10 protein-coding genes are annotated in these 15211 nt (G+C 50.5%); 3 read left to right on the forward strand and 7 right to left on the reverse strand.

Annotated elements, in window-relative coordinates; translation table 11 throughout:
- The first annotated feature begins 38 nt into the window (after positions 1-38).
- The 3 genes from ICL07_RS09645 to ICL07_RS09655 all read left to right on the forward strand — a co-directional run bounded on the left by ICL07_RS09645 (position 39) and on the right by ICL07_RS09655 (position 5087).
- Complete coding sequence (locus ICL07_RS09645; protein ID WP_188087700.1) at positions 39-461, forward strand: SRPBCC domain-containing protein; 423 nt, start codon at positions 39-41, stop codon at positions 459-461.
- Positions 462-593: 132 nt separating this feature from the next.
- Entirely contained in the window at positions 594-4550 is a 3957-nt protein-coding gene (locus ICL07_RS09650) for a Pls/PosA family non-ribosomal peptide synthetase (protein ID WP_223151793.1), read from the forward strand.
- 9 nt (positions 4551-4559) lie between these two features.
- On the forward strand, positions 4560-5087 hold the full coding sequence (locus tag ICL07_RS09655; protein ID WP_188087701.1) for a GNAT family N-acetyltransferase: 528 nt from the start codon (positions 4560-4562) through the stop codon (positions 5085-5087).
- Between the two features lie 194 nt (positions 5088-5281).
- Here ICL07_RS09655 and ICL07_RS09660 read toward each other — a convergent pair whose 3' ends face one another.
- From ICL07_RS09660 to ICL07_RS09690, 7 genes are all read right to left on the reverse strand, one after another.
- Positions 5282-6535: a DUF2264 domain-containing protein gene (locus tag ICL07_RS09660; protein WP_188087702.1), complete on the reverse strand. Its 1254-nt coding sequence runs from the start codon at positions 6533-6535 to the stop codon at positions 5282-5284.
- 8 nt (positions 6536-6543) lie between these two features.
- Positions 6544-7737 (reverse strand): glycoside hydrolase family 88 protein, encoded by a 1194-nt coding sequence (locus tag ICL07_RS09665; protein WP_188087703.1) that lies wholly within the window; start codon positions 7735-7737, stop codon positions 6544-6546.
- A gap of 22 nt (positions 7738-7759) precedes the next feature.
- On the reverse strand, positions 7760-8812 hold the full coding sequence (locus ICL07_RS09670; RefSeq protein ID WP_188087704.1) for a LacI family DNA-binding transcriptional regulator: 1053 nt from the start codon (positions 8810-8812) through the stop codon (positions 7760-7762).
- 29 nt (positions 8813-8841) lie between these two features.
- Positions 8842-9603 carry a 2-dehydro-3-deoxy-D-gluconate 5-dehydrogenase KduD gene (gene kduD, locus ICL07_RS09675; RefSeq protein ID WP_188087705.1) on the reverse strand — a complete coding sequence of 254 codons (762 nt, stop codon included), beginning with the start codon at positions 9601-9603 and terminating at the stop codon, positions 8842-8844.
- Between the two features lie 9 nt (positions 9604-9612).
- A complete protein-coding gene (locus ICL07_RS09680) occupies positions 9613-11826 on the reverse strand; it encodes a DUF4861 family protein (protein ID WP_246484996.1) in 2214 nt (737 codons plus the stop codon).
- A gap of 27 nt (positions 11827-11853) precedes the next feature.
- Positions 11854-12696 (reverse strand): 5-dehydro-4-deoxy-D-glucuronate isomerase, encoded by an 843-nt coding sequence (kduI, locus tag ICL07_RS09685; protein WP_188087707.1) that lies wholly within the window; start codon positions 12694-12696, stop codon positions 11854-11856.
- Between the two features lie 427 nt (positions 12697-13123).
- Positions 13124-15091: a heparinase II/III domain-containing protein gene (locus ICL07_RS09690; protein WP_188087708.1), complete on the reverse strand. Its 1968-nt coding sequence runs from the start codon at positions 15089-15091 to the stop codon at positions 13124-13126.
- Between the last annotated feature and the right edge of the window lie 120 nt (positions 15092-15211).

A 15211-nucleotide genomic window follows, 5' to 3' on the forward strand; every position in this document is an offset into this window, starting at 1 on the left:
ACAAAATATTTTTTTCTATCTTTATTCAAAGTTAGGAAATGACCTACGACAAAAATACACTTGGCCATACTACTTCCCAGGGTTGGGAAATGGGTGTAAGACGTACTTTCGCCCTTACACCGGAAGCCGCCTGGGAAACCCTTTTTACGCAGCCTATCCTGGGTATATGGCTGGATAAAGCCGCCCATATCGCTTTTCAGAAAAATGACACCTACACCACCGCATCCGGTATAACCATTACCGTTACCAGCGTTACAACGGTAAAAGTAATCCGGATGAAATGGCAGCAGCAAGGACAACCCAACGCCTCTACATTACAGATCCGGGTTATCCCCGCAAAGGATAAAACGACCATCAGCTTCCATCATGAATGGCTCACCGGCCAGGCAGAACGGGAAGCCATGAAAACCTATTGGACAAGGGTGCTGGACGCCATCGGACAAACACAAAAAAACAGCTAATACAGGGCTTCACCGATGATTATGGCATTTTGGGCGTGCTTAACGTCGTATTCACCCATAATAACTTATTTTTAAGCTAATTATAAGGCACTCCTATCACTGTACCCTGTAACTTTGTTAATACCAAGACCAATGAATACTACGGGAAGCAAAATTATGAATGGCTATAGTATAGTAAAAGGACCCCAGCTGCAGGAATTATTACATCAGGAAACACTGGCGGATATCTTCAGACATGCTGTTAAAGAACATGCACATCATACGGCACTGATCTTTCAACACCAATCCCTCACCTACGCAGAAATGGATCACTGGAGCGATGCTGTGGCTGCTATGTTGCAGGCCCGCGGAATAGGCCCCGGCAGCGTAGTAGGGGTATGGTGGCCACGCGGACTGGAACTGCACGCTGCCATCCTGGGCATCGTAAAAGCCGGAGCTGCCTATGTGCCGCTGGACCGCGAAATGCCGGCGGAAAGAGTGGAAGGCGTACTCACCGAAGTGAAGGCTGCCGCCTGCTTCAGTGAAGTGTCCCTCCACCTGGATGCGGCCATCCTTTCCGTACCACCGGTACCAGACATCACCGAAACATTTACGCTGACAGCCGGTCCCTCCCCTGACAATATCGCCTACGTGCTATATACCTCCGGCAGTACCGGCAAACCCAAAGGCATCCCTATCTCCCACCGGCAGATATGCCACCTGGTAAGAGCGGAACAAACCGTGCTCAAAATTACGTCCCACGATAAGGTATACCAGGGATTCTCCGTGTCTTTCGATATGTGGTGCGAAGAAACATGGGTCAGCTATTTCGCCGGCGCTACCCTCTGGGTGGCAGATGCCACCACCGCTAAAGCGATCGATGAACTGGGTACCGTACTACGCGACGAAAAAATTACCATCCTCCATGCCGTACCCAGCCTGCTGGCCGTGATGGAAGACGATATACCTACCCTCCGCCTGATCAACGCCGGCGGAGAAGCCTGTACACCACAGGTACTGGCCCGCTGGGGCGTTCCGCCCAGGGTATTTTATAACAGCTACGGCCCTACGGAAACAACGGTCAGCGCTACTTTCGCTGCACTGAAACCCGGCGACCCGATTACGATCGGTCACCCGCTGCCTAACTACAACATGGCGGTGGTAGATGATAAACTCAACATCCTTCCGATGGGAGAAAGAGGCGAACTGGTGATCACCGGTCCGGGTGTAGGCTACGGTTATATCGACCGCCCCGAACTTACCCGTGAGAAGTTTGTACCGAAACCGGCATCTATGGACCTCCTCCCCGGCGATATGGTATACCGCACCGGCGACGCTGCGATCATCCTGCCGGATGGTAACATCGACTTCCAGGGCCGTCTCGATGATCAGATCAAACTACGTGGCTACCGGATAGAACTGGGCGAAATTGAAAACCGGCTCAACGCCATCACCGGCGTTGTAGCGGCTGCCGTAGCCGTTAAAAAAGATAATAACGAACAAGACCAGCTGGTAGGCTATGTAGTCATGGACAACGGGCAGGCCTTCGATGAAGGCTTCTTCCGGGCCGAACTGGCGAAAGTACTGCCGCCCTATATGGTACCCGGCCTCATCCTCGAACTGGACGATATGCCCCGGCTCCCCAGCGGAAAAATTAACCGGAAAGCATTACCACTCCCTGCGGCTTTCGCACAACCGGTTACACATGAGGCCATCGATGCCAACGCTCCGCTGCAGGATAGGGTGATAGCGATACTGACCAAAGTATTTCCGGACAAAACCATCACCCTGCAACAGGATTTCTTTACTGACCTGGGTGGCCACTCCCTGCTGGCTGCGGCCTTCGTTTCCCGGCTACGCCGCGAAGCCAACGTACCACAGGCATCCCTGAAAGATATCTATATCCACCGCCCGCTGCAATCCCTGGTAGATACCTGGAACGTACAGCCGCAAAACGTAAAGAAAAAAGAACGCAGCTTTAATAAAGTACCCTGGTGGCGACACCTGATCTGCTGGGCCGCACAGACTGTATCCCTGATGATCATTTTCGGTTTGTTCGCCATGCAGATATTTTTCCCTTACCTGGGATACTATTATGTAGAACAGGAAACAAGCCATGTAGGATACGCTATCATTACGGCATTGTGCATGTTTTGCCTGCTGCCGCCGGTGTTTTCTATCCTCATCGTTACTGCCAAATGGCTGATTATCGGGAAGATGAAAGCAGGCGATTACCCGCTATGGGGACAATACTATTTCCGCTGGTGGCTGGTGAAAACCATGCAACGGCTCATGCCTTCGCAGTTTCTCAACGGTACTCCGCTGTACCCTGCCTACCTGCGTTTCCTGGGCGTTAAAATAGCCTCCGACGCTCAGCTCGGAGCCGTTACCATCGGCGCGGAAGACCTGGTAACTATCGGCAGCGATGTGAGCATCAGCTCCCAGGCTGTCATTAACAACGCCTGGGTGGAAGACGGCTGGCTCAAACTGCGGGCCGTACATCTCGGCGACCACGCCTACATCGGCAGCAGCGCTGTCATTGCCGGCGATACCGTCATGGAACCCTGGAGCGAACTGCAAGACCTCAGCTACCTGCCAGCCAATAGCCGCATCGGTACCTGCGAAGTATGGTATGGCAGCCCGGCTCAACTGAAACTGAAAAAAGAAATGAGCGAAATGCCGCAGCCATTACCGGTTTCCGCGGCTACGCGCAGAAAATACAGCATCCTCTTCTCCCTGTTTCTGCTGGTATTTCCATTTACCATCCTGCTGCCGCTGCTGCCTACCATCATCACGCTCAACCAGCTGGATAATGCCGCACCGGATTATAACTTCAACTACATGATCATTACGCCGTCCCTGGCATTGAGTTATATCATCCTGTTCACGGCACAAACAGTGGCCCTGAGCCGCCTGCTGCAGTGGGGTATCAAACCCGGCACCTATCCTATTTACAGCATGTTTTATGTACGCAAATGGTTCGCGGATCAGCTGATGTCGCTCACGCTCATCGTGATCCATCCCATTTTTGCGACCGTATATATCTCCAGCCTGTTCCGCGCCCTCGGCGCCCGCATCGGCAAAAACACGGAAGTATCTACCGCCAGCAGCGTTACCCATCCTCTCCTGGAAATAGGCAACGGCGCCTTTATCGCGGACGCGGTAACACTGGGCGAATCCGATGTTCGCGGCCAGCAACTGATACTCGAAAAAACAATCATTCACGATACCAGCTTCGTGGGTAACAGCGCCCTTATCCCGCAGGGATATGAACTGCCCCCCAACATGCTGATCGGTGTGTTATCCACGCCGCCTTCCAAAGAACAGCTGGCCAACAGTACGGCACGCGACTGGTTCGGTTCCCCCGCCATCGCCCTGCCACGCCGCCAGGAAAGCCGTTTCTTTCCACCGGAACTAACGACCAACCCTTCTCCTCAACGGAAGATGGCCCGAGGCCTGGCGGAGTTTATCCGTATCCTCATCCCGGAAACAATGGTGATCTGCTGCAGTATCCTGTTCATCGCCTACTCACATGACCTGGTAACGGAACAGCCCTGGTGGGAAATACTGATCAAATTCCCGGTCTATTACCTCTTTTTCCTGGGATTGCCGGCTTTCCTCTTTACCGTGATCATGAAATGGGTGTTAACCGGTAAATACCACGCTATCCAAAATCCGATGTGGACATCGAAAGTATGGCGCAGCGAAGGTACTACCTCCACCTACGAAGCACTGTCTGTGCCATTCCTGCTCGACTTCCTCCGGGGTACCCCCTGGCTGCCGGTATTGCTCCGTTTCCTCGGCGTAAAAACAGGCTACCGCGTATGGCTCAATACCACCGATATCACCGAATTCGACATGGTGGAAATAGGAACCGATTCTGCCCTCAATGAAGACAGCGGCCCGCAAACCCACCTCTTCGAAGACCGTGTAATGAAAATAGGCGCCATCAAAATCGGGGAACGCACCAGCATCGGCGCCCGTACCATTATCCTCTACGACAGCGAAATCGGTAACGATGTAAATATCACACCACTGTCACTGGTCATGAAAGGCGAAAGACTGCAACCCGGCACCGACTGGACCGGCAGCCCTATCAGACCGGAATAACCTGATAATATGATAACAATAACGCCTATACGCATAAAAGATCATTACGAGCTCCTGGCAAACATGCTGAAGGAGCTCCATTTATCTGAACGGACGTTCTTTCCTAAAACAGCCGCCTGGGAAGATATCCGCACAGATTATATGCAACATGTGATAGAGACGCAGGAGGAATACGACGGCGCCTGCCTCCTGGCTTCCAAAGACGGAGAACCGGCCGGCTTTATCTTCGCCTATATAGAAGAACCAGACGAAAGCCGCATCGAAGACTATACGGGCAATACGCTCTATGTATCCGATGGCTACGTGGCGCCTGCGTTTCGCCGCATGGGCATCTATCGCCGGCTCAACGATGAACTCGAAGCCATGTATATCCGCAAAGGGGTACGCAGGATCGTTCGTTATACGCTCAGCAACAACCAGCGCATGCAGCAATTTCTGGCTTCGCAACAATACGAGCCTGTCAGACTGGTCTACGAAAAATGGCTTTCGCCGGATGGAAAAAACGCGATCAAACTATTTACGGATTTCGGAATTTAGGGATTTCGGGGTTGATGGGTGCGGATAATTGACGAGGATGGCTAATGTGGATAATCTAAGCGGATCATAAATTATCAGAAGCGAATAATAAAGAAGGTCGAAGCCAGACAACTGCTTCGACCTTCTTTATTATTCGCTTAAATCATCCGCACTCATCAACCCCGAAATCCGTAAATCCCTAAATCAAAAAATCCCTAAATATCAATAGCGTGGTCCTTATCCACCGGCAAACCCTTCCAAGCCCGCTGTGCCGTCCACGCTGCTGCCGGTCCGCTCCAGTAAGGATGATGCCCCGGCAACCCCAGGTCCAGGAACCCGGTGGTGCATAAATACAAACTCCCGGTAGAGGTATATACATCGGCTATCTCCGGCTGATGCCCGCAGAAACCAATCTGCAGCCAGCCATTCTTATCAAACGTACCGGCTGATTCAAAAATTCGTTTATTCACTGCCGTTAGTGCGCAACGTACCTGTGCCGGCTGTAATTCCGCCGGAAGTTTTTCTGCCAGTGCCAGCTGCGTCAAGGCCTGGAAAGCGGCATTGCGATATGGCATGGAACGGCCTACTACGGGGAAAGTCGCCTCAGGGGAAATCTGCCTTTCGAGGATAGCGCCATAACGTTGCATCCGCTTCAAGGCCAGCTCATATTGCTCTTTACTGCCTTCGTTTTTGTTGACCAGCACTTTCAGTATATCCACCAGCATCGGCTGTATTACAAAGGAATTATAGTAATCGTAATGAAAATTTGCACCATCGCCATACATACTATCCCCTTTGTACCATGCCATGATTTTTTCAATGGCGATGTCCACCGGCTTGCGGTCCCACCCGCCATCAAACTGCAGCAAGGCGATTTCGATCATAGCGGCAAACAGTACCCAGTTGTTGTTAAACGCTTTGATACTGCGTAACCCTTTTAAACCATCAATAATCTGTTGTTTGGTACGTCCGGAAGATTGCTCCCATAGCTGCTCCGGCGCTCTCAGTAACCCATGTGCCAGGAAAGCGCCGTCTACCAGTGGCTGCGAATCATACTTATGCGTGAAGTTCATAAAATCCGGAGAAGCCGGATCTACCGCCTGTGCCAGGGCTTTACGGGTAAGCCCCAGCATTTCGATACGTTTACTGCCTTCCATGGTATTGTCTGGCCCCAGCTCCAGCCAGGGGGCAAGCCCCGCCAGCGTTCTGCCAAATGCTTCCAGGTAGGTCACTTTCTGTACCGGTTTGCTGTAATGCGGCGCCACCTCGGTAGGCATATGGGCGACCAGTTTCCCCTTACTCAGGTTCTCGATAACGGGACGGCATATACGTAAAAGTAAATCCAGGTTATAGGCACGGTCATTCACAGGCGGCCGGGCAGACAAGTCAGCCAGCATACTTTTATCAGTCTTCAGCGAACCGGCTATACCAGCCATCGGAACTGCTTTCAGGAAAAAACGTCTGTCCACGGTACTCGTTATTTAGCCCACTGTTTGTAACGTAACAGCGCTTCTACAAAATAATAATCAGCATAGGTAAGCGGCACATCCACTTCTGAATTATGCGGCAGGGAACCTACGCTATGCATCAGAATAAAGTCGTTATTGGCGCCTTCTTTTGCCAGGTAGGCCGGGCTGCAAAGGCTGGTCAGCATTGTCTCCGCAGCATTCCAGTAACGTTTGCCTTCTGCTTTACCGGTATAACGGCTCAGCTCCAGCAGAGCGGATGCGGCTACAGCGCCGGCAGAAACATCGCGCGGTGCATTGGGAATATCCGGTGCATCATAATCCCAGTAAGGAATCAGGTCTGCCGGCATATGTTTGTTGTTGAGAATATAATCGGCAATATGACGCGCTTCATCCAGGTATGATTTGTCTTTGGTTTCACGGTACATCATAGTGTAACCATATAACCCCCATGCCTGCCCGCGTGACCAGGCAGAACTGTCCGCCAGGCCCTGATGTGTTTTTTTCTGCAAAACATTACCCGTAGCAGGATCATAATCTATCACGTGGTAAGAACTGTAATCCGGACGGAAATGATGTTTCATGGTGGTTGTAGCGTGGGTACGTGCAATTTTTTCAAACCGCGGATCGCCGGACTCACGACTGGCCCATGTCAGTAACTCCAGGTTCATCATATTATCGATGATAACAGGGAACTTCCAGGTACCGTGGTCCCAGGATTTAATACAGCCCACTGTTGGATTAAAGCGGGTAGACAGCGACCGGGCACTGTTCAGCAGAATACGTTTGTACGCGGTATCACCGGTGATGCGCAGCGCATTGCCATAAGGGCAATACATCATAAAGCCCAGGTCGTGCGTACGGGTATTGAACTGGTTCTTTTTGCAAAGCTCCATCCGTTTAAGCGCTTCTGCTTTCAACACCGGGTCTTTCGTGTATTCGTAGAGGTACCAGGTAGTACCGGGATAAAATCCGGATGTCCACCAGTTGGCATTGGATGTCATCAGGCTACCGTCTTTGTTCGTACTGCGGGGCAGTAAGGTATCCGGTACATGCGTCATCATCAGTTTATATTGTCTGGCGGCAAATTGCAGTGTTTCATCGGCTTTGCGGAGCAAGGCCTTATTGGCTTTACCTGTTTGTGCATACGATTGCATAAGTATCGCGGGCAACAGCAGCAGGGTAAAGAACAGGTTCTTTTTCATAATAAGTTTGTTATAGGTTGACTTATTTCTTTTTCGTGACGGGCTTAGTGGCGCCCGCGCTGGATTCTCTTGCTATCAGCTGAATAGGTATTATTTCCTGTGAATAACGCGGCGCGCCGGTTTGACGGCTGGTCACCAGTTCCATCAGGGCGGCGACTACACGCTCTCCCATCATAGCGGGGTATTGGTCTACGCTGGTGATAGGCGGTGTTACGATTTCGGTTCTCGGGTCATTGGAATAACCCACAATTTTCAAGTCTTCCGGTACCCGCAGGTTGATCTTCCGGCAGTACTCCATGATGGTAATGGCGGTGGTATCATTCGAGGCGAAGATACCATCCGGGTAAGGCTTTTGAGCGAAAATTTTCTCGCAGGTCTGCCAGGCGTTATCGCGGGTAAGTTCCTGGTAAAAAATCCTGCTTTTACGGAAAGGCAGTTTATGTTGCTGTAAGGCGCTCTTATAACCGGCCACCCTTTCCAGGTAAAGATTACAGGTCAGCGGCCCGGAGATATGCACGATGTCCCTGCAACCTCTTTCTATCAGGTGACTGGTGGCGGTAAATCCTCCCAGGTAGTCATCTCCCTTAATCACCTTCACGTTATAATCTTTCGGCACACGGTCAAAAAATACCAGGGGAATATGATTGTCCCTGAAAACGTCAAAATGGGAGAAGTCGGTGGTATACAGCGTAGTGCTGACTACCAGGCCATCTACACGGGCAGAATACAGGGTATTGACCAGGGCTACTTCCTGTTCATAGGAGTCGTTGGACTGGCAGATGATCAGGTTGTAGCCATGTTCCTGTAATTTATTCTGGATAATGGTACTAATGGCAGCAGGAAAAAACATCGAGATACGCGGAACAATCAGGCCAATGGTTTTGCTTTTATTGTTGCGCAAACCGGCTGCCAGCGCGTTAGGGCGGTACCCCAGCTTGCGGGCCATCTTTTTCACTTTGTCTTTCGTACGGGCACTGATGTTAGGATTGTCGTTCAGGGCGCGGGATACAGTAGATACCGATAATTTCAGTTCTTCTGCAATATCAACGATTGTTTTTTCTGTACGTTTACTCATGTAATAACCATTAACGGTAAATATGATTGTTATCTGCCCATCCAGCCGCCGTCTACTGTGAGTATGGTACCATGTACATAGTCTGCAGCTTTGGAAGCCAGAAATATAACGGGACCGGCAAAATCTTCCGGTTCGCCCCAGCGTCCTGCGGGTATCCGTTCGAGTATGGAGGTACTGCGTTTATCATCGGCCCTCAGGGCAGCAGTATTGTCTGTAGCGATATAGCCGGGAGCGATAGCGTTAACGTTCACTCCCTTACCGGCCCACTCGTTGGCGAAGGCTTTCACCAGCGAGCCTACAGCCCCTTTACTGGCGGCGTATCCCGGTACATTGATCCCACCCTGGAAGGTGAGCAATGAGGCTGTAAAGATAATCTTTCCCGAGCCTCTTTCAATCATCCCTTTACCGATTTCACGGGTAAGGATAAACTGGGCATTCAGGTTGATGTTGATCACCTCGTCCCAGTACTCGTCCGGGTGCTCTGCTGCCGGCTTACGGAGGATAGTACCGGCATTGTTCACCAATATATCAATCCCTTTCACCTCCTGCTGTACTTTGCTGATAAAGGCATACAACGATTCGCGGTTGGAGAAATCACTCTGATACGCCTTGAAACGGCGGCCCAGCGCTGTCACCTCTTTTTCCACCTCGCTGCCCTGTAATTCGAGGGAGGCAGACACTCCAATGATATCCGCCCCGGCGGAGGCCAGCGCCACCGCCATGGCTTTTCCGATGCCACGCTTACAACCAGTGACAAGCGCGGTTTTTCCTTTCAGTTGAAACAGGTCCATATAGTCAGTTTATTGAATCGTTACTTTAAGTGGTGCTTTAACACGTTGTGCAAATTCTTCCAGGTATTTAAACCATTCTTCCGCATTGGTAATACGGCCTCCTTTACTCCAGGCGGCGCCGGCATAATATACGTAAGGCTGTTGACTGCCGGCTGTACCAGGACTCAGCAAATGCACGTTGTCGGTTTTCATGCCGGGTACCGCTGCGGGAAATACACAGGCTACGCCCAATGTACCGTCTTCTCCATGCTGTGGCTCCCAGTAACCCATCACGCCATTCTTCTCGTCCAGTAATATTGCGCCGGGTTCCTTCCGTTTTACAATACCTGTCACCACCGGCAATTGATCACCTTTGAAACTGTATTGCACCTGCATTTTGTTCAGCTGTGAACCGGCATCCAGGGAGATGGTCTTGGTAACGGACACGGGTATGTTCCCCGCCTGCCACGTATCATAGGTGAGTGCAAAAGTGGTACGCAACGGCCCGTTGTCCAGGCGTTTCCAGTGACGGTAGTTCTTCGGGAAATAAATGGTGTCCTTGCCGGCAGGCGCGTTATCACCGGCGCCCAGGGTCAGGCCTACACTGTAATAATCAAGCCCCTGGCCGTTATCATGGTGGTAGTTATCTAACTTATACCAGTTGTCGATCACCATATCGGTGGTACGTTTAGCCCATACGTCAATACCATAGGCCATTTCCTTGGGTGTTTTTTCCAATGCGGGGCCATACATACGGTAAGCCATACGATCGTTCTCCCAGGCATAATCGTCTTTTCTTTCCGGCACAAAACGGCCATAGGCTTTGGCTTTAACAGCTTCGGGCTTGCCCGCTTTCACGCCCAGCTGGCGGCTGCCGGCGGGTGTTACGTCTACCTGCAATAATACTGCTTTGGGCGACTTACCGCCTTCATACAGCAGCTGATAAGGGATTTCCTGGTCAGATAACAGATCTGTTACCTTAAAGGATTTCCGGGTTTCTTTATCCAGTTTGGCCACAAACTGATCGTAAGGAATCTCAACAATCTCTCCTTCGCGGTTCAGTCCTGTGGAATTGGTAATAGTGATATCACCCGGGCTGTTCTGGCGCAGGTTATATTTGATCAACTCCGAACCGGCTAACAGGAACGCGCCCACGCCATATACTTCTGAATCATCGGCGGTAGCTTTACCCGGTGCGGCGGCCACGACCTGCACAAATCCCAGTTTACCGTTGGGCTGTACACAACTAACCAGGGCTTCCCATCCTTTATGGATAACAGGCAGGAAATCTTTCTCCGGTAAAATACCGTTGTTCACTCCCCACATGAGCGCATACACGTAAAAACCGGTACCGCTGGTTTCTTTGGAAGGATAGTTGTCGGGGTCCAGCAAACTGGCGTGCCAGGTGCCGTCCTCCGTTTGCAGTGCGGCTATACGATAGGCCATCTTTTTGAACAGGTCCACGAAACGGGCCCTGTTGGCGTAATTGGCCGGCATGTTATCCAGCAAACGGGCCAAACCACCCATTACCCAACCATTGCCACGGCTCCAGAATACTTTGGCGCCGTTTTTTTCTTTCTGGTCAAAGTAACGGGCATCGCGGTAGTACAGGCTGTCGTTTTTATCGAACAGGAAATCGGTGGTTTTCCACCACAGCTTGTCGGCTGTTTCCAGGTAGCGGGGATCGCCGGTAGCGGTGGATAAATACCCCAACGCCGGCGGGCCCATAAACAGGGCATCGCACCAGGCCCATTCCCGGTGATGGATACCGTTTTTCCAGTCCAGCGGCTCAGTATGCGGCGCTGCCACAATACTGTCTGCCAGTTTCCTGAATTTATCAATCATGACGGGGTCCTTGTAGTAGGGATACAGTTGTGCATACAGCTGACCAATGCAGTATTCATCTGCAAAAAAACGGTCCGGTCCTGTATTCCAGTTGTTATCCCTGCCTACCTGCACCAGCCGTTGTATAAAAAACGGATTGTCAGTAACCTGGCTCAGGGCCATCATACCGGCATACATAGCGCCGTTGGTCCAGTTGGTTTGCTCATTGGCCCAGCCTGTTCGTTCAATGGATTTCCACTGCCAGGCCGCCACTCTTTCCATATAACTACGGATAAACTGCGCCGATATTGTATTCAGCGATGGCGCCACAACGGCCGTTTTCTGCGGCGCAGCACCCGCATCCGGCCCGAAGTGCAGGGCCGATAACCCCAGCAGGCTTCCTGCAATGATGTTCTTCATTTTCATGATAAATATGATGATCGGGTTTTAACGTAATTCGTTGATCTTACAGTGGTCCATATCGCCATAATCCAGGTTCTCTCCGGCCATACCCCAGATAAAAGTATAGTTGCTGGTGCCGGCGCCGGAATGCACGGACCATGGCGGAGAAATCACTGCCTGTTCGTTCTGCATCCAGATATGACGGGTCTCCTGCGGCTGTCCCATAAAATGGCAGACAGACTGCCCTTCCGGTACTTCAAAATAAAAATAAACTTCCATTCTTCTGTCATGCGTGTGTGCCGGCATGGTGTTCCATACACTGCCGGGTTTCAGCTCCGTCATGCCCATCTGCAACTGACAGGTCTCCAATACGGAGTTGACCAGCAGTTTATTGATAGTACGATGATTGGATGTTTCCAGGGCGCCCAGGGTTACCACTTCCGCTTCGTTTCTGGCCACTTTACGGGTAGGATAGCTGTGATGCGCAGGGGTGGAGTTCAGATAAAATTTAGCCGGCTGTGAGGCATCTTTACTGTGGAATACTACCTGTTGTTTGCCTTTACCCACATATAAGGCTTCTTTAAAACCAATCTCAAACTGTTCTCCGTCTACTTCCACCATACCCGGACCGCCCACATTGATCATGCCCAGCTCCCTGCGCTCCAGGAAATACGCGGCTTTCAGCAAATTAATCGTTTGCAGAACCAGACCGCCTTTTACCGGCATCGCACCTGCGGTCAGGTAACGGTCATAATGTGTGTGCACCCACGAAATACGGTCAGCCTCAAAAACTTTCTCTATTAAAAATGCCTTTCTCAACGCTTCGGTATCCATGCTTTTCACCTCTGACGGGCTGCTGGCATACCTGGATTCATACTGTGTACTCATATCGTTATGATTATCTTTTTTATATTATTAATTGCAGTTGATGTTGATTTCACCGGATGCTTCAGGAAGATGTCCGCACTCCGGCTTTGCCTGTTATGTAGCATAACGGCATGCACTAACGTGGTACTGCCTTTCCTTAAAGCAGCAATTACTACATTGTTCACCGGTAAAATTTTACTCCGCACTCATGGCCATCGCCGTTCATCTTCGCTCTTTTTCGCTCTTATCTTCCCGAATCAGCGAAATCAGCAATAATCATGGCTATCACAGTTCTAAAGTAATGCAAACGTTTGCAAAATACAAAGCTTTTAAAGAAAAAGATCGCGTTAATTTTATTGTAAAAATTACACTTATTACATTAAACCATTTCCCCTATTGGGTTTCAGGATACAGGGCAAAGAAATACATAATAAAAACAAACTATATCTTACCAGGGATACCGGCGGCGCTTGATTTCAAAATCAATATTGTTTTTACCCTGCAATGCCTTCCCCCTGGCTTTGAGCGTAATACGATATACGCCATCCCCCCAAACCGGCGACAAGCGGGCATCATCAATAGCCTGCTTTTCTATGGTGGCTTCAAACCGGGATGCATCATAGGTGATCTGCAGGTTAGCAGGATCATTGTCCAGCACTATCTTTCCGGGAGTGTCGACATGCGCAGGCAAACAGGTCATAAAATGCAGCTGGTACGGCGCTTTCCAGTATTGTAGTTCATACGCCTCGGTCAATTTCAATCGGGAATCTGCCGGCATAAAGGTAAAGGTGCGTTTTAAAGTCTTTACCATAGCGGCTTCAGGGTAAGCGGCCGCAATATCCATACTCAGCATTTGGGTATTTCCCTTCTCTGAAAAAACAACATCCTTCGCCTGAAACTTACGCCCATCCTGCTGCTGCACGCCATTAACAGTAGGACAATTATGCCACTGTGATTGCATATACCACAACTGGTAACGGTCTTTACTGAAAGTCTGTTTGGTATAAGTCCCCACCCCTACATCAATGATAGCCGGCTTTCCATCTACATACAACACAAAATTGCCGATATCATTATGATTATGGCTTTCTGCATTATGCCCTCCTTTAGCGGCGAAGAACAAACCACGCGAGCTGCCATTAACGGAACGCAGCGTTAACACCTGTAGATCGGGCAACCAGTTGGTGGCGGTGAAAGGCGCTGCAGGTGCAGTACTCAGCAAAGTCTTGCGGCTCTCCAGGTCATAAATAAATAAAGGCAGCGAACTGGTATTGATATGCGTAGTATCCTTATTGCCCAACCGGTACAGGTAGGCGGCAAATGCTTTCATTTGGGGATCTTTAAAAAGCTCTCCATAAAGCAGTACTGTATGCGGAGGAGGAATAACACTGGCGGAGGCATCGGCAAAGTTGACAAACCGCGTACTGTCAATATGCATCTTGTAAATATATGTGCCTATCCGGTGTATCAGTTCATTTTTGGTCAGATCAGCCCTGCCGCCGGAAGCCCAGCGCAACCAGTTCACAAACTCGATCAGTTTACCGCCGGCATGCCCCCAGTAACTGGGACCTTCATCACAGCCCCCGTCTTCCGGATAACCGTTCAGGAAAAAGTCCGCGCTCCGAACCGCTTTCTCGATCACCCGGCTGCGTATATCCGTATCATTTACTGCCAGCAGCGCTGTCTGTAATACATTGGTATTAATCCAGATATTCCAGTTATTCATCGGACGGCCATTGAAGCCCATCCACCAGAAGTCGGTCCGGTCAAGGAACGGAGCGATAATACGCCGGTTCAGCTCATAATTGATCCGTTTGTTGATCATGGGAGAATACCGGTCCAACTGCCTGCCCACCAGGAACTGCGCCCAGCTGATGGTTGCTGCCGTTTCCCCGGCAAACAGGTCCACGATCTGCTCTGCCGGGTCTGCCAGGCCACTGCCTGCTTTCTGTACACCTATATGTGCCGGTAATACCCAGGTGCTTTCCTCAAGGATAGCCCATAAACCATTCGCTATCTGCGGAATATATTTACCACTACCATCTGCCAGTTCACCTGCTACCAGGGTCGATAATACCTTCCGCCGCTCAAACTGCGCATTCTCAAAATTAACCCGGTTCCCGTTATCGCGGAACTGTAAGTATAAAGAGGCCGGCAAGGCGGGCCAGGTAAAAGCCATAGCCTGATCTGCTTCTCTCAGCATAGATTGACGGGTAATCGCCGGCAACTGCTGTATCACCTCCAGAATATGGGAACGTTGTTTCTCCCGCCAGCTCATATTCCTGAAGGCTGTTTCGCCATCAGCCTCGCTCCAGGCGGTGTACAGGTAGTTCCGGGGTCCTTGTTGCGCTGTTGCATATAAGCTGCAGATAAGGAAGGTTAACAGTAAAAATCCAAAGGTCCGTGGATGACGCATACGACAATATTTCGGGTAAGATATAAAAAATATGCCGCATGTTTTTTGTCAAGCCTCCTATACAACCAGCCATTTTATCAAAAACATATCAGGATACGCTCAAAAAATACCAGTACAAAA

Origin of the sequence: Chitinophaga qingshengii (genome assembly GCF_014529935.1) — a bacterium.
Taxonomy (GTDB): Bacteria; Bacteroidota; Bacteroidia; order Chitinophagales; family Chitinophagaceae; genus Chitinophaga; species Chitinophaga qingshengii.